General features: G+C 47.5%; 14 protein-coding genes and 1 pseudogene. 4 read left to right on the top strand and 11 right to left on the bottom strand.

From position 1 onward, the window contains the following. Window positions 1–29: 29 nt before the first annotated feature. The 9 genes from QJS83_RS15840 to gspC all read right to left on the bottom strand — a co-directional run bounded on the left by QJS83_RS15840 (window position 30) and on the right by gspC (window position 9,949). Window positions 30–1,316, bottom strand: a complete 1,287-nt coding sequence (locus QJS83_RS15840) for a type II secretion system minor pseudopilin (protein WP_284606308.1) — start codon at window positions 1,314–1,316, stop codon at window positions 30–32. Further along, a complete protein-coding gene (locus QJS83_RS15835; RefSeq protein ID WP_284606307.1) occupies window positions 1,264–2,133 on the bottom strand; it encodes a type II secretion system protein GspJ in 870 nt (289 codons plus the stop codon). Before QJS83_RS15835 ends, QJS83_RS15840 begins: the two co-directional genes overlap by 53 nt. After that, on the bottom strand, window positions 2,133–2,642 hold the full coding sequence (locus tag QJS83_RS15830) for a type II secretion system protein (protein WP_284606306.1): 510 nt from the start codon (window positions 2,640–2,642) through the stop codon (window positions 2,133–2,135). Before QJS83_RS15830 ends, QJS83_RS15835 begins: the two co-directional genes overlap by 1 nt. Further along, window positions 2,639–3,220 (bottom strand): pilus assembly FimT family protein, encoded by a 582-nt coding sequence (locus QJS83_RS15825; RefSeq protein ID WP_284606305.1) that lies wholly within the window; start codon window positions 3,218–3,220, stop codon window positions 2,639–2,641. The genes QJS83_RS15830 and QJS83_RS15825 overlap by 4 nt, the downstream gene beginning before the upstream one ends. A gap of 5 nt (window positions 3,221–3,225) precedes the next feature. Then, window positions 3,226–3,636, bottom strand: coding sequence for a type II secretion system major pseudopilin GspG (gene gspG / locus QJS83_RS15820; protein ID WP_284606304.1), 411 nt, complete (start codon window positions 3,634–3,636; stop codon window positions 3,226–3,228). Window positions 3,637–3,713: 77 nt separating this feature from the next. Further along, window positions 3,714–4,931 carry a type II secretion system inner membrane protein GspF gene (gspF, locus tag QJS83_RS15815; protein ID WP_284606303.1) on the bottom strand — a complete coding sequence of 406 codons (1,218 nt, stop codon included), beginning with the start codon at window positions 4,929–4,931 and terminating at the stop codon, window positions 3,714–3,716. 11 nt (window positions 4,932–4,942) lie between these two features. Beyond that, window positions 4,943–6,634 carry a type II secretion system ATPase GspE gene (gene gspE / locus QJS83_RS15810; RefSeq protein WP_284606302.1) on the bottom strand — a complete coding sequence of 564 codons (1,692 nt, stop codon included), beginning with the start codon at window positions 6,632–6,634 and terminating at the stop codon, window positions 4,943–4,945. Window positions 6,635–6,639: 5 nt separating this feature from the next. After that, window positions 6,640–8,943 carry a type II secretion system secretin GspD gene (gene gspD, locus QJS83_RS15805; RefSeq protein WP_284606301.1) on the bottom strand — a complete coding sequence of 768 codons (2,304 nt, stop codon included), beginning with the start codon at window positions 8,941–8,943 and terminating at the stop codon, window positions 6,640–6,642. 94 nt (window positions 8,944–9,037) lie between these two features. After that, complete coding sequence (gene gspC, locus QJS83_RS15800; RefSeq protein ID WP_284606300.1) at window positions 9,038–9,949, bottom strand: type II secretion system protein GspC; 912 nt, start codon at window positions 9,947–9,949, stop codon at window positions 9,038–9,040. Window positions 9,950–10,110: 161 nt separating this feature from the next. On the opposite strand from gspC, the gene QJS83_RS15795 reads away from it, so the two are divergent. From QJS83_RS15795 to QJS83_RS15785, 3 genes and pseudogenes are all read left to right on the top strand, one after another. Next, window positions 10,111–10,680 (top strand): hypothetical protein, encoded by a 570-nt coding sequence (locus QJS83_RS15795; RefSeq protein WP_284606299.1) that lies wholly within the window; start codon window positions 10,111–10,113, stop codon window positions 10,678–10,680. Between the two features lie 873 nt (window positions 10,681–11,553). Then, window positions 11,554–12,237 (top strand): annotated as a pseudogene (locus QJS83_RS17490) (methyl-accepting chemotaxis protein); the annotation flags it as partial. A 244-nt stretch (window positions 12,238–12,481) separates the two neighbouring features. Then, entirely contained in the window at window positions 12,482–13,030 is a 549-nt protein-coding gene (locus QJS83_RS15785; RefSeq protein ID WP_284606297.1) for a hypothetical protein, read from the top strand. A 22-nt stretch (window positions 13,031–13,052) separates the two neighbouring features. Here QJS83_RS15785 and QJS83_RS15780 read toward each other — a convergent pair whose 3' ends face one another. Continuing rightward, a complete protein-coding gene (locus QJS83_RS15780; RefSeq protein ID WP_284606295.1) occupies window positions 13,053–14,180 on the bottom strand; it encodes a hypothetical protein in 1,128 nt (375 codons plus the stop codon). Beyond that, the gene (locus QJS83_RS15775) at window positions 14,180–14,755 is read right to left on the bottom strand and encodes a cob(I)yrinic acid a,c-diamide adenosyltransferase (RefSeq protein ID WP_284606293.1); all 576 of its coding nucleotides are present in this window, start codon (window positions 14,753–14,755) and stop codon (window positions 14,180–14,182) included. The genes QJS83_RS15780 and QJS83_RS15775 overlap by 1 nt, the downstream gene beginning before the upstream one ends. 61 nt (window positions 14,756–14,816) lie before the next feature. Between QJS83_RS15775 and QJS83_RS15770 the strand changes: the two genes are divergently transcribed. After that, window positions 14,817–15,644: an N-formylglutamate amidohydrolase gene (locus QJS83_RS15770; RefSeq protein ID WP_284606291.1), complete on the top strand. Its 828-nt coding sequence runs from the start codon at window positions 14,817–14,819 to the stop codon at window positions 15,642–15,644. Window positions 15,645–15,649 lie beyond the last annotated feature (5 nt).

Genomic DNA, 15,649 nt, shown 5'->3' with positions numbered 1-15,649 from the left:
GTTCGGTCTCGCAAATCGCAATAAAAGAATTATCGCTCGTTCCAATAAACGACGCGGGGTGGGCCCTTCGGAATGGGATCTTTCGCTGTGGTGCCGGAGCCGCCTGTTCCTGAACCGGCGTTGCCACCAGTTCCAGTTCCGGTGCCGGTGCTTTCACCGCCGCCGCCTTCAGCTTTCTTTTCTTTGTCGACGTAGTCTTTGACCTTCGTTGCCATTTTGTTGAGGTCGACAACGATCGCCGTGATCTCGCGAACGGCACCTGCAAATTCGCCGGTGCTGCGAATTTTAAAACTCATCACGGTATCACAAACCATCGGAATCAAGTTCGGGTCGCCTTGCAGACGCACACCACGACTGGTAACAAAATTCCAGAAATCCTGGCTGCCGCCATTCGCATCACACTTAAACGGACCGCCTTCGTTCTGATCTTCACGGCGTTTGATAATTTCACTGACAGCTTCATCCGTCATCGCGGGATCTAAAGACTTCAAGACGTCTTTGGAAGCCAAGTTAGGATTGATACCCTTCATCCCGTAAATCGTGATGCGGGGGGCGAGCAGTTCATAAAAATCATCATTCATACCCGGAACCATGTGCAATTCCGCCAAAGTGCGGAAGCTGCGGTTCGGTGGGTAATAATCTACTTGCGCCAACTGATTCATCTCGTTGTAGCGCGCTCTTTTATCGCCGCCATTTAAAGACGTTCTTTTGTCACTCATCCAGTCGGCGATCGAGTTCACAAGTTCTTCGAAACGCTCGTTTGCATATTTCTTTGCGAAATCTTCATTGTCTTTGATTTGCTGAATGAAAATATTTAAGAGCTGATTTTTTGTGGCGTCTCGCAAAACTTTTGAAGGGGAGTTCAAGTCGTTCAAGTCGATCTTAGAGCCTTCATCTTCGATCGTGATGATGTAGCTTGCATCCATCGTCGAATCTTTGACGGCCTTTTGAAAGTTGTCTTTGTCGATCGCACTGAGTTCGTCAGGAATAGGCAACGGCCAAGCAAACGGGAACTTCCAGATTTCATCGAGCAGGGGACTGTTCCCCAAAGTCGATCCCAACTTGCTTTGTGCTTGTTGATAAATTTTAATACGCAGCAAGCTCAACTGCATGCCGGATTTCGCGGCATAATAAGCCTTCACACGATTCAAACCTTGAGAGTTCACCAAATATTCGACGTTCGAGTCGTAAGAGACTTCCATCGCGAAATACATAATCAGCATGATCGCGGCTGTCGCCACCATGAGGGCGATACCGCGATTGTTATTGATTGGGCGGCGGAGTTCGCGGCCAAGTGCTTTGATTGCCTTGCGCATTTGCACCCTCCTCTGGATTGTTCGGGAAGTGCACAGGAACGACAACCTGCATAGAGTATTTTTTGCTCTTCCCTTGCTCTTTCTTTTCTACTGTCACGGAAACTTCAACCGCTTGAGGGAATTTTCCTTTCGTCGCGCCATCGCCTTGAGCATCGGTGCGCCAGTCGGTCACCCAGTCTTGTTTGCCTTTTCCGATGTATTTCAGTTTAAACTCAGAGACGTTTTCCAAAAGAACGACTTCATCACCGCCTTTTGTAACATCCAAATCCACGTAAGGTGTTGAGCGGCGCCACAAACATTTCGATGTCGCAGAATCGTTGCGCAGATTTTTACAGTCCCGCAAAGAGTATCCGATCTCGACAAAATCTGCTTGTGCCACGTTGCGTACGGTGCGCGCATTGTTCATCGTCACGAAATTCATGCTTTCAGCATTGCCGACAAAATGAGTTTCAGGATCGCGGCGGGGAACTTCGCGTTGTTGTTCCGCAGGGTCGGGAACAGCGCCGGGCATAGATCCGGGAGGAACGAAACCGCCGGGTTGAGATCCATTGGTATTCGTGTTGGGCTGATTTTTCTTTTTAATAATCTGCTGAAGCTCTTTCTCCACATCACGGTAGTGATATGCGAGCTGAATATCACTTTGAATCAGACGAACGGCATCCCGCATGCGCGAAACGTCGTCGATTTGATCCTGCAATTTCACTTTCGCTTTGATCGCCTGACTGATCGACTGCGCAGTAAGAACCGTCAAAGTTCCCAAGATCGCAATCGTGATCAGAAGTTCAATCATCGTGAAACCACGCACGGAGGAACGCATTACATGCCTCCCATGCCCGGCATTGAAGGCATTTGAATTTCTTTGTCGTAGTCGACAAAGTATTGAGTCGCGGAAAACTCTAATGGTTTCTTAGCGCCTTTCCAGATCACGGTGACTTTGACTTCCTTCACGGATTTCGCCAAGTGCTCCGTTAAAGTTTTCATAACCGTCAAACTCAACTCATCCGCGCCACCAGCTTGCGCCGTTAACGTGGCGGAGATGTCGGGAACTTCAAATTCTTTGGACGTCATTTTCCAAGAGTATTGCGGATATTCAGATCCGAAGTCGTCTTCCTTTTCTTCGGGGATGGAGTCCAAAGGTTTGCCTTGATACTCCATTTCGACTTCGATCATTTTGCGTTCAAGGAGGGCGGCGACTTCAGTAGAAAGCTGCGTCTTACGAACACGCATAAAGCTTCCGCTCCAGGAATTTGACAACAGCAAAAGTCCTGTAGAGAGGATGACCATCGCGATGATGGTTTCTACTAATGTGAATCCGTTTTTTCTCACCTTTGGATGTCCTTTAACGATTGAGCTTTCTCTATGATATCAGCTTGACCCGTTAAAGGATTAAAAACAAGGGTCCAGATAGAATTATTTGCCATCTGAATCTGCACAGCAGCGGCCTCAACAAAACCTTCTGGAAAGAAATGAATGTAAGCAATTCCATCGGTCATCGGCGCCTTCATATTCACGGTTTCCACCGAGATAAAACGCAGTTTGCCGGGAAGAACTTTTTCTTTTTTTGTGAGCGATTTATCCAACTGAAAAAGGGGAGGCGGTGCATCTTCGCCTTTTTCTTCCTCTTTTTCTTTTTCATAAAGTTCCGGATCGATTTTTTGCGGACCACTGGCTTTTTCAACCCAGTATTTGGGTTCCTGCGGGTCCATGTCGATGACGAGGCGATAAGTTGAATTCGTCAGGCGGGCTTTATTGCGAATTTCTTTGCTGAGAACGAGGAGGTGTCGTGCGACGGTTTTGACGTTCTCTTCTTTGTTCATCAAGCGGGGCACACCTATTGCGATCAGAGCTCCCATAATGGCAAGCACAATCATGATCTCAATGAGAGTGAACCCCTTTTGTGACATGAGAACTATTGAATGTCCTCTAAAGTGATGTCTTTGCCAGCGCCAGATCCGCCTTCACGGCCATCTTTACCCAAAGATTTCAAAGTGTACTCGGAACCTTCCACTTCATAAACGAGGTCGTTATTGAATGGATCTTTAAGGCTCTTAGAGTAGTAAGGAGTAGGACCCCAGTTTGAACAGCTTGGATCCGCTTTAGCAAGACCTTCCAAAGACTCAGGATATTTACCGCAGTCTGTGTAGTACATACCAAGAGCGTTGACGATTTGAGACATTTGGATACGAGCTTCTTTAACTTTCGCTCTGTCCATGTTCTCCGTGATGTTAGGGAGAAGAAGCGCCATAATACCACCGATGATCGCAAGTACGATCATGATTTCCACCAACGTCATACCCTTGCGGTTCTTAAGAAGAGACATAATTACTCCTTGTTAACAGACCATGAGCCTAACAGAACAGACCTAGACGGTAAAGTCTAAGTCTAGTGCGCAATAAACTAACCTGCGATGTTGGTCATTTCAAACATTGGAACCATCACGGCCATCACGATCATACCAATGGCTAGACCCATGAGGACAATGACAACGGGTCCCATCAAACTCGTAAGACCGTCTAATTTAGTTTTCACTTGGAAGTCATATGCATCGGAGACCTGAGTGAGCATGTTCTCGAGCTCGCCGGTTTTTTCACCAATGTTGACCATGTGAATCACGATAGGAGGGAACTGACCGGATTTTTTCAGAGGACCCGCGATGGATTCCCCCTCAGAGATATTGCTGCGCGCTTCATCGATCGCAATAGCAAGCACGTGGTTGTTCACGACGTTACGAACGATATCCAATGCCGCGAGCATCGGCACACCACCATTTAAAAGCGTTGCTAAAGTGCGCGTGAAACGGGAGACGGCAACCATTTGCACTGTCGGTCCCACGATAGGAAGCTTCAAAGAGATAGCATCCCATTGATTACGACCGGAAGGAGAATTTTTCCAGTTGCGGAAAAGCAAATACACAATCAATGCGCTTCCGATCATCAGGTACCAATAGTTCACCGTGAACTGACTGGCATCAATAAGGGCTTTCGTGTACCAAGGAAGCGTCAAGTTCGGCGCTGACTCAAAGACAACAACCATTTTTGGAATCAAGTAAGTAAAGAGGAATCCCAAAAGAGCCAATGTCACAACCAACATCACGATCGGGTAGGTCATGGCACTGCTTACTTTCGCACGCAAGTCCGCCTGCGCTTCGGTAAACTCAGCAAGACGCATCAATATCACGTCCAAGCTGCCTGACATTTCACCGGCTTCCACCATTGAAACATAAATATTCGTAAAGATATTAGGGTACTTTGCCAAAGCTTTGTGCAAAGGCGATCCCTCGTTGACCATGTTCTTACAATCGGCGATCGCCTCAGAGAGCGTCGGATTTTCAACTTGTTCCGAAACGGCAGTAAGGGCATCCACGAGTGGGATATTGGCTTTTACAAGAGTCGCCAATTGTCGGGTCATCAAAGAAAGTTCTTTAACGGCGATTTTCTTTGTCGCGCGCGGCCCCTGTTTTTTCTTAGGGTCCACCTTTTTTTTATCGCGAATATCGACGACGAAGACATTGTCTTTTTTGAGTTTGGCACGAGCGGCGCGAAGATTCTCGGCATCCACGACGCCTTTGACATTTTTTCCGTCTCTCGTAAGACCTTTATACTCAAAAATCGGCATTTTGTTTTACCCTAGATGTCTAATTGCGTATTCGAAGTCAGTTCTTCAATAGTCGTGATACCAGCAAGAACTTTTTGTACGCCATGATCACGGAAAGTTTTCATTCCGTTGGCGACAGCTTGTTTCTTGATCGTGTTACCATCTTTTCTTTGCATGATCAAAGAGCGGATATCGTCAGTGACGACCATCAATTCACTGATCGTCGTACGACCGGAATATCCTTTTTGCCCACAGTGATTGCAACCCATGGCGCGACAGATGTGTGAGTTCTTCGCTTCTTCTCTTGTGACACCCAGAAGTTGCAATTCAAAGTCGGAAGCTTCGTAGGGCGCTTTACAGTGCGGGCAGAGGACACGCACAAGACGTTGCGCCACGACACCCATGATCGATGTTGCGATCAAGAAGGGCTCAACCCCGAAATCAATCAAACGCGGGAAAGCGCCGGCCGAGTCATTCGTATGCAGAGTCGAAAGAACCAAGTGACCTGTCAGTGACGCTTGAATCGCAAGTTCGGCTGTTTCCAAGTCACGAATCTCCCCCACCATGATGATGTCAGGGTCTTGACGAAGGAAAGATCTTAATCCCGCCGCGAAGGTCAAACCGATCTTCGAGTTCACTTGCACTTGACCAATCCCGTGGATACGTTGCTCCACCGGATCTTCAACCGTCAGAATGTTCACGTCAGGTTTATTCAATTTTGAAAGAGCACCGTAAAGAGTCGTGGACTTACCGGAACCCGTGGGGCCGGTGACCAGGAAGATCCCGTAAGATCGTCCCATCAAGTCATCCAGTTTTTCCAGATTTTCAGTCGAGAAACCCAGTTGTTGCAATTCACGCACAACACTGGATCTGTCTTGAATACGCATCACCAGGCGTTCACCGAAAGCCGTAGGAACGCAGGAAAGACGAATATCAATGTCCTTACCGCCGACCTTCAAAGGAATACGACCGTCTTGCGGCAGACGTTTTTCGGCGATGTTTAAGTTCGCCATAACTTTGATACGGGACGTGATCGCGTTTTGCAGTTTTTTAGGTGGTTTAAACACGTCGAAAAGAATACCGTCCGTACGGAAACGAACGACCATGTCTTTTTCATACGGTTCCACGTGAATATCAGAGGCTTTTTCTTTCACCGCGCGGAACAGAAGACTATTCACCATCTTAATGACGGGAGCATCGTCTTCGCCGGCCTCCAAAAGATCCACGATAGGATCGTCAAGATCGTAATCTTCCTCGTCGATTTCATCGAGGCCGGAAAGATTGGCGGTGCTTTTTTCGTAAACTTTATTGATCGCATCCTGCACACGGCTTGTCGTCGTCACAAGAGGGCGAACGCGTTTACCGAAAAGAACTTTCAAATCATCTAATGCTTTCAAGTTCACCGGGTTGCTTGTCAAAGCAATCAAAGTGTCTTGTTCATCTTTATAAGGAAGAACGTTATGAAGTTTGGCATAGTTGATTGGCAGATCGCGGATCAAGTCGACGGCGATATCGCTGACGGGGATGTCCCGGATAAAATCCAGTCCCAGTTCTTTGCAGAGATCGGCAACCACTTCATCCGCCGTGGAAAATTCTTTCGCTGACAAAGCTTCCCCCACGGTGACGGGTCTCACCACCGAAGGGTTGTTGAGCACAGAACGGATCTGGTCCTGTGTCAGGGAAGTTGCTTTGCTCAGTATCGTTTGAATATCCACGGAGGCCATATTTCTTATTCCTCTTCAATTGCAGGTACGTCATTCGCGTCAGGTCCAGCCGGAGCCTGGGCTTTTCGCTGAATGGTATCCATTTTTTTGCCAAATGGATCAACGCCACCTTGAGATTTGATGAATTCCAAACGATCGTCCAGTGTTTTTGATACAATCGCATTCGAATCTGAAACAGTTCTCACAATTTTCGGCGTCAAGAACACAACCATGTTTGTTTTATCTTTTGTGATCGTGCGCGATTTAAACAGCCAGCCCAAGATAGGGATGTCGCCGAGAAGAGGCACCTTCGCGACAGACTCGATATCTTGTTCTTTCATCAAGCCCCCCAGGATCGCCGTGTCGCCGTTATTAACGTTGATCACGGTTTTGATCGAACGCTTTGCCAAAGGCTGAGTAGAGTCTTGGAAAGCTTTTGGAGTACTCGCTGTGGAAAGTTGAGAGACTTGTTGTTTGATCTCCATGCGAATGGCGTTTGTCGCAGGGGAGATGAACGGTTTCAAAGTCAATTTGATCGTCGCATCTTCAAACACAGGCGTTGTCACCGTCGCGCCGTTTGTCGGCGTCGTTGAGTTTGAACCCACGACAACTTTATCACCCACTTCGATTTCACCCTCTTGGTTGTCCAATGTCATCAATGTCGGCGTTGAAAGGATGTTGGCTTTCTTCGTCGTTTTCAAGAAGTTGATGAAACCAATCAAGCTCGGGATCTCAAGAGTTGTTTTGCTTACCGGGTCTGTGACTTTAATTGTTTTACCAGAACCGAAACCGATCACCGCACCAGTACCGCCTGTTGGCGAAAGCATTTCATTCAAATTCAGGCCGCCGTTAAAACCGACTTTGCCGTAACCGCTGTCAGAGTATTGGTAGTAACCGACACCCCAAGTGTTACCGTCGTTCGCGCTCATCTCCATGATAATCGCTTCAACAAATACCTGGTCGCGGGCCACATCCAACTTCGCCAGAAGATTCAGAACCACTTCATAGTCTTGTTTGCTGGCAGTAATAACAAGGCTGTTTGTTGTTTTATCAGCCGTGATCTTAACATCGCCGCCAAAGATCTCTTGCGGAGCTTGCATTTGACCGCCAGCGCCGATCGGGGACAGAAGGCTTCCGCCGGTTTGCGGTTTTGGCGTTGCATCTTTTGTGACACCTTGAAGAGTTTGCGCCAATTTCTCGGCATCGCTGTTTTTAACGTTATAAACGTAAACGCCGCCGGATTCTTCAGGGCGGATTTTGAAATCAAGTTGTGAGATCAATTTTTTGATACGCACAATGCCGGATTTATTGCCGACCACGATGATCGAGTTCGTGCGATCATCCGGAATGGCCATAAAGAAGCTCGCACCTTGTTGTGATGTTGCGCCCGCAGAACGAGAGAAGCGTGGCACGCCCGCCGTGAAAGTGCCCGGAGCTCCTGCTTGGGATTTGCTGCCTTTGTTCACGATTTTATCAACGAGGTCGGCTAAATCTTTCGCTTTCGCATACTTAATTGGAATAACTTCAAGTTGTTCTTCAAATCCCGGAACGTCCAACTGGCTGATGATTTTCATCACGCGGTCAATGTTCGAACCGTAGTCAGAGATGATGATCGAGTTCGTTGGCTCGTAAATATTCATCTCACCGTCTTTAGAGGGCAGGATACGAAGGTCTCTGTTCACTTGCGCTGCAGAGATGTGTTTTAAGTGGATGATACGTGTGATCATCTGATCGCTGTTCGGGTAGTAAGCACCCGAGAATGTCTCGATGTTGTCACGTTGTGCGTTTCTTGCGGACTTCACTTTCAAGAAACTGCCGGAAGGAACCACCGTGAAACCATTGATCGCCAAAGCAGACAAGAAAGCCTTGTAGGCTTCCGCCACTGTGATTTTACTTGGCGCGATGATTGTGATCTTACCGCGTACGCCCGGATCAATGATAAAGTTCTTACCTGTCAACTCGCCGATCGCTTTAATAAGATCTGTGATCTCCACATTCGGGAAGTCGAAAGATTCAATCGTTTCCGGGAAATTTGCACTGTTGATGTCTTCAATCGGAGCTTTCGCAAATTTATCTTTTGCCGACTTCGTCAAAACATCCGAGCCCGTATTGTTACCACGAGTGCCGCCGCCTTGAGCGGAAGGAGCGGCGTTGCCACCAAAGTTTGCTGGCGGAGGTGGCGGGAAGTCCATGTTTTCAGATTGGCTGGCGTCTCCAAAATCAGGAGGGGGAGGTGGAGGAGGGAAGTCCTCGAACTGAGCTTTCGCTGTGGTTCCCACAAGCTGAGCTGTCATCAATGAAGCAAGTCCTATGCTGACGGTTTTTTTCATCTTTTCCTCTCCTTGAGGAGTTGTAAATCTATGCTGCTACTTCAGTTCCGCGCCTGTCGGCGCTCCACTCTGTGGCCTCACGGCCCCTCGCGGCCTACTGAATGTTGTAAGTCATCGTCTCGTTTTTACCGTTGCGCTCAATCTGCAAAGTCACCTTTGGTGAGTTTTTGAGAGTGTTGTAGAGCTCCATGGCTTTGGCGGGACTGTCGACCGGAGTTCCGTCGACGGACTTAATAACATCCATGCGTTGTAAACCAAGTTGTTCGTAAATACTGCCAGGCTGCATGTCTAAAAGACGGAAGCCATTGATAGCTCCCGTACCGGGCTCGCGATTGGGAACCGCGCGAGCTTGCATCAAGATGCTGGAAAGATCGTTTGTATATTTCAAAAGATCCGCTCTTTTAATAGTGAAATTATTGTCGCCGGTTTTTTGGACTTCTCCGCCGCCGGAGGCTGGTCTCGCAGCGCCGCCAAAGGCCACACGCGCGCCATCTTTTTTCATCTCAATATACTCAAGACGGTTCGAGTTGAGATTGCGGAAAACAACTTTTTGGCGTTCGACACGAATAATGTTGGCCATGCCTTCGATTTCTTTGCCGGGGCTGTAAGAAATCACCTGATTTTTTCCACGCACTTCGATAGCTGCGATGGATTTTTCAGGATTCGAGTGCACCAAAGTTCCAATCAATGTCAAAGGCAATTGTGAAGGAACGGGATCGGCTTCTTTTTGTGGAGTGCCAGTGGTTTTATCAACCAAAGCATCGGGAATGACGCCGGAAGAAGCGAAGATATTGCGGCTTGTGATGCCGTTGTAAGCGCCACGACTGACACTAGAATCAAATTGCGGAGCTTTGGGATGAGCTGCGGGTGCACCTTGCGGCAACATGCGATCGCGATAAGCAAGAATACCAAGGTCCGCGATGCAATAACCTACAAAGACAAAGAGGACGTAGGAATACCATCTCTCAAAAGGGGGACGTTGATTTTTGGGGTTACGTGAAATCACAGCTGCACAATCCTTTGTCTTTTATTGGGCACCTAGTCCTTGGGCCTCAGTTAAGCCTATCAAAAAGACGAGGAGGCTGCACCAAAAAATACAAGCTGGACCATGGTCTTGATTGCGTAATTTTCTATCCATATTTCAGGCGGATAGGTCATGATATAAAAATGAGAATTCTCTACTTCACGGATGGAGCAGGAATTGATCTTCTGAGTATTCGCGAATCAGTTTTGCGGATTCCAGAAGTACTCACCTCACTTCGTCGCGGCCAGGAGCAGGCGCGCTACGTAGATTTGATGCAGGTGATGTCGTTACCGGACGAAGAATTTCGTCAGGTGCCTGTTGTATTGCGCACACTTCTTATTAATCTTGTCCAACGCGGACTTCATCAGCGTTGGATCAATCGTGATCACAGAGCGGATCTCATTCTTCGTCGTATCAATTATCGTTGTTTCGGCGATATCCAGCGTGAAGTCCTTAATTTCGTTCGCGGCAAAGTGGAAAGGAAGTCAGTGGCGACAGAAAACCTTCATCTTTTGCATTTCCTCAGTCACGTCGAAATCACCATCATTGGTCCAGGTTACGACGAGATCGAAATCTGGTTGCGTCGCGAAGTGAGTCGCATGGCTGATGTCAAAGTGCTTATCAAAGACGTTATTGCCTCGGACCCCCAGCTTGATTGGTTCTGGCCGCAGGTTCGGCAGAACTTCGTTCCCGACGAAAATCCACTTATTTAATAAATAAACTCGTGTTCATTACTTTAGTGAAAACTTCGTATTCCGAAGAGTTGGATACTTCATATCTAGGAGCATCCAATGAATGTGTTTTCCAAAGTCCGGCTTTTTAACTTCTTTTCTGCGGGTCTCATCCTCGCTCTTTATGTATGTATCGGTACGGCTTTTTATTATCAACAAGTGCTGAATGTCGCTCACGAGTCTAAATCGTATTCTCTAAAATTAGCGCAAGATCTGCGCAATGACTCTGCGAATTTGACTCGCACGGCGCGCACATTCGTTGTGACGGGAGAAAAAAAGTACGAGGAAGAATACTTCCACATCATCGCGGTTCGTAATGGCGAAGCCGCCCGTGAAGATGGAAAAAAAATCTCTATGACGCAATTGATGAAAGATGCGGGCTTTACGGCAAAAGAATTTGCGTTGCTCGATGAGGCGCAAAAAAGATCAAACGAGCTTGTAACGACCGAAACGATTGCGATGAACGCGGCAAAAGGTTTGTTTCAAGATGAAAACGGCAAATTCACCGTTCATAAAGAGCCGGATTTTGTGCTGGCAAGAAAACTCATGCACGATGAGGCTTATCACAATTTCTTAGTAAAAATCGGCGAGCCTATCAACGAATTCCAAAAAACACTCGAAGCGCGCACGAAAGCTTCCGTGGACGTGGCTTTGACTTACGCTCGTTGGGCCTTGGGCAGCGTTGCCGTGATGATTATCTGTCTTTCTTTGACGATGTTCATGGCTTCAAAAACTCTTAAAGAAGGCATTCGCATGCAAACGGAAGCATTGGCTTCCGCTTACAAAAAAATCCGCGAGCTTGTTGAAAACCTTTCCGGCTCAAGCTCGGCATTGTCTTCTGCTTCTACGGAATCCGCGGCAAGCTTGGAAGAGACGGTGGCTTCTCTGGAAGAGCTCTCAAGCATGATCAAGCTTAATGCTGATAATGCCAAAATGGCTTCCGAGCTTTCGCAGCTTTCAAAAGTCACGGCGGAAGAAGGTTCTCGGGAAATTGAAAGCCTGATGCACTCGATGGAAGGCATTGTGAAATCTTCGAAAAAAATCGAAGAGATCATCACGGTGATTGACGATATCGCATTTCAAACAAATCTCCTTGCGCTGAATGCTGCTGTTGAAGCTGCGCGTGCAGGCGAACAAGGCAAAGGCTTTGCTGTTGTTGCGGATGCGGTTCGTGCTTTGGCGCAAAGAAGTGCGACCTCGGCAAAAGAGATCTCCGGTTTGATTTCAGAAAGCGTGACGCAAATCGAGCAGGGGCGCGAAACTGCGGACTCCAGCCATGTTGTGCTTAAAAAGATTGTCGACTCTGTAAATAAAGTCGCGAACTTGAACAATGAAATCGCCACGGCAAGCGTAGAGCAAAGCACAGGTGTTTCGCAAATCACGCAAGCGATGAATCAACTCGATCAGGCAACACAAACCAATGCGGCTTCTTCAGAGACGATTTCCGAAGCGGCGGCGAGTCTCAATGATTCTACGAGCGGTCTGACAACAACGATCGTCAGTCTGGAAACGCTCACAGGTCTTAAACAATCCGCTTAGTTTAATAAAAAACAGGGGCACGCCTCGGCGTCTCCTGTTTGTCTCATTCTAGGATAAAGAAAAACTCGCGTTCCCACTGTTTCTTCGTATTGCGGGCAAGAGAAAGCGCCTGCAGTCCAAATGCCCGCGCTGAGGCGTGCAAATACGAATGTGTTTTCAAACATTGCAATAAGTAAACGCTGGCGGGATTCGTTTTCCACTATCATGGATAGACATTTCTTTTTTTTTGGGTTTAGGGGCTTAGGTGACTATGTTCGATAGATTGTTAGCGGCATTTTCCTCTTCGGGAGACGTCTATCCCGATCAAGATATTATAGGCTATTATCTCAGTTTAAGTATTTGGCTGGTGAGTGTTGCTTTTTCCGCCTATTACTTGGCGATGGGTATTGACGTCTATCGCGTTGGTTTGCTTTTGGCGTTGGCTCTTGTCGGAATTGTCGCTGCACGCCTTTTTAAGAAGAATAAAAATATGGAGGCCGTCGTCATTCAAGGTCTCTTGATGATGTTGTCGTTGATCGACGTTATCACCTTTCCGGTTCTTGGCGTTTATGTGAATATTTGCGTGATCATCATTGCCATCAATCCGATCGTTCTTCTGCGTGAAATGCACTATGGAATTATATTCACGAACTTCGTGATCTGTGTTGCCGTACTCAGTGCGAGTGAGCTTATGCGCCGAACGCAAGGCGGGGTTCTTGAAGAAATTTTTGATTTCTTCATCAAGTTTATGGTTTTGATTTTTGTTTTTTTCCAGGCTTACGCTTTACGATTGATGTTGGAAAAACGCCGATAAACCGGGGTCACTTCGAACCGTTTTACAGCGCAAAGAACGGTTCCATCTCAATCGGCTTTTCGTTGCTGGGATGCAGGAACTTTGGCGGTTCCGCATCCGGCGGAAGCAAAAGATAAACTCCGAAAGGCATTTTCGCCGAAATCCATTCTGAAGGGCGACGATAAATATACTCCGAACGCACTTGATTATAGACAAGAAATTCATTTTCATTCGCGTCGTCGTAGGCTTTCCACAAAAGACTTTCGAAAATATCGCCGTTATCCGCGAAAAGAAAATTCAAATATCTAAAGTTGAAAGTGCCTTCTATCTTAAGACGGGAATAAGGTTTCGTCAGAGTCCGCGTCCAACCGAACATGTTTCCAAACTTCAAAAACTGACGGAAGTTGTGCGCGCGCAAGCTGTACTCTAGAGGAATGACATCCTGGATTCCGCCCGAGGACCATGGAGCCACGCAACCCACAATGTTTTCGTTTCTATCAAAAGCGACAATGAAATCTTCCAGCTTAAGACCTTTCCAGCGCTCAAGCTTTTCGTGAAAACTTTGCGCGTCCCAGACTGTGGCAAGATCTTTTTGTCGCGATTTTTGGATGATGTAGTAAATCAAAGCGTCGATATTTTGCGCACTTCCGCGACGCAGGCGCAAGTGTGGCAGCGGATTTTTCGCCCAAGGAAGGCGACCGTGCACAGACACCATGTTAAAGCGTCGATAAAGATAATAATGCGGCAACGGTCTTTTCATCGTACGTGGTCGAACGAAAGCGTTCAAAGCTTGCACTTCGCTCATGCTTAAAACGGAAAACAGATGTTTGCAGCCAAAGGTGTGAAAGACTTCTTCCATGACCGGTAAAAAGTGCTGTGACCATTCAAGAATCGCACGACGGTTCGAAGAAATACGCAAGTCACGGCCGAAAGCGACGGGTTTGACTTTATTGTCCAATAAAACGTCGCGCATGACGAAACTGGCAACGCCTTCAAGTTTATCGTCTTCCTTTAATTGATAGGTCAGATGACGGTCAGACTGAATCGCGTAGGGTGCAAAAAAATCCCCATGACGATCCAGTTTCATTTCAACAAGTCCGCGCAGAGGAAAACTTTTGTAAAATTCCGCCAGAGCTTTGCTGTCCTCGGGCTTTGCGATCTCCAGCTTCATTAAGTCTTCTTCCAAAGCACGTCGTGATGGCCCGTTTTCATATTGGCCCAGCGAGCGGCGACAAAAAGATAATCGCTCAGGCGATTCAGATACTGCAAAGTCGCCGCATATCTTTCGTCTTTCACCGCGATCTCGGCAGAGCGGCGTTCAGCACGACGGCAAGAAGTGCGGGAAACATGCAAATAGGCCGACACGGGATGGCCCGCCGGTAAAATAAAATTGCGCAATTCAGGCAAAGTCACCGTGAGTTCGTCAATTTGATGCTCGATGTATTTGATTTGTTCTTCGGTGATCGGCGGAAGAAGTTTAAAGACTTCGTCTTTTTCCGTGGCCAAAAGACTGCCGATATTAAAAAGCTCATTCTGAATTTTCTCCAAAGGAGCATCGAGGTCGGCTAATTCTTTGTGGCTCGTCAAACTCGCGCGCACAACGCCCAAAGAGCTGTTGAGTTCATCAACGGTCCCGTAAGCTTCGACGCGGGGGTTGAATTTTTCCACGCAAGAACCGTCCACTAAGCGTGTGTTGCCCTTGTCACCAGTCCGCGTATAGATTTTCGCTTTGGGAGCATCCGTCATACATTTGACCCTTCTCTAAAATAGTGTCACTTTTAAGCATCCCGAGGTCAAGGAGCGAACGATGTCTCAAGTTGAAGTCCCATTGATTGTGACAATTCCCCATTCTGGCGAAAAAGTCCCGCCGCAAACTCCCTGGCTGAACAGTTTGCCTGAAGAAATTTTGATGTGCGATGTCGATCGTTATGTGGACTTTTTGTACGAGCCCGCGTTGCACAAACTGAAAATTCCGTTGGTAAAAACAGAATGGCATCGTTACGCGGCCGATCTCAATCGCATTCCTGAAGATGTGGACTCGACATCCGTGATCGGCAATCCCAATCCCGCGGGCATGCACAACCGCGGTTTTCACTGGGTGATCACGACTTACAAGCATCAGCTCATGCCGCAACCTATGAGCGTGGAAGCGCACAACGAGTTAGTGAAGCTGATTTACGAACCTTTCCACGCAGGCGTTCGTAAAATGTATTCGGATTTGCATGCGCAAGGTTTCAAAAGAACTTATCATATTGATGCGCATAGTATGCCGTCTGTCGGGACGAGCGAACACCGCGATCCAGGTGAATTGCGCGCCGATATCGTCGTCAGCGACAGCAAAGGCAAAAGCTGTGATCCGCGTTTCAAAGACCTGGTGATTGCGGCTTACGCGACGGCCGGTTTTAAAGTCGGTTACAACTGGCCGTACTTTGGCGGTCGCGTCACGGAGCAGTACGGAGACCCAAGTCGAGATCAACATACTCTTCAGGTGGAAATGAATCGTTCTCTCTATATGGATGAGAAAACCAAAAAGCTCAAACCGGAAGAGGCGAAGAAAGTTCAGGAAAAAGTTCTCTTTGCCTTGAGCTACATCCGCAACAATTTGTTGCACATAACGCGACTAGACGAAAAGTAAAAAGC

The organism is Bdellovibrio sp. 22V (genome assembly GCF_030169785.1).
Lineage (GTDB): Bacteria > Bdellovibrionota > Bdellovibrionia > Bdellovibrionales > Bdellovibrionaceae > Bdellovibrio.
The sequence above is the reverse complement of the archived record's forward strand: the minus strand, read 5'-3'. Positions and strand labels throughout refer to the sequence as shown.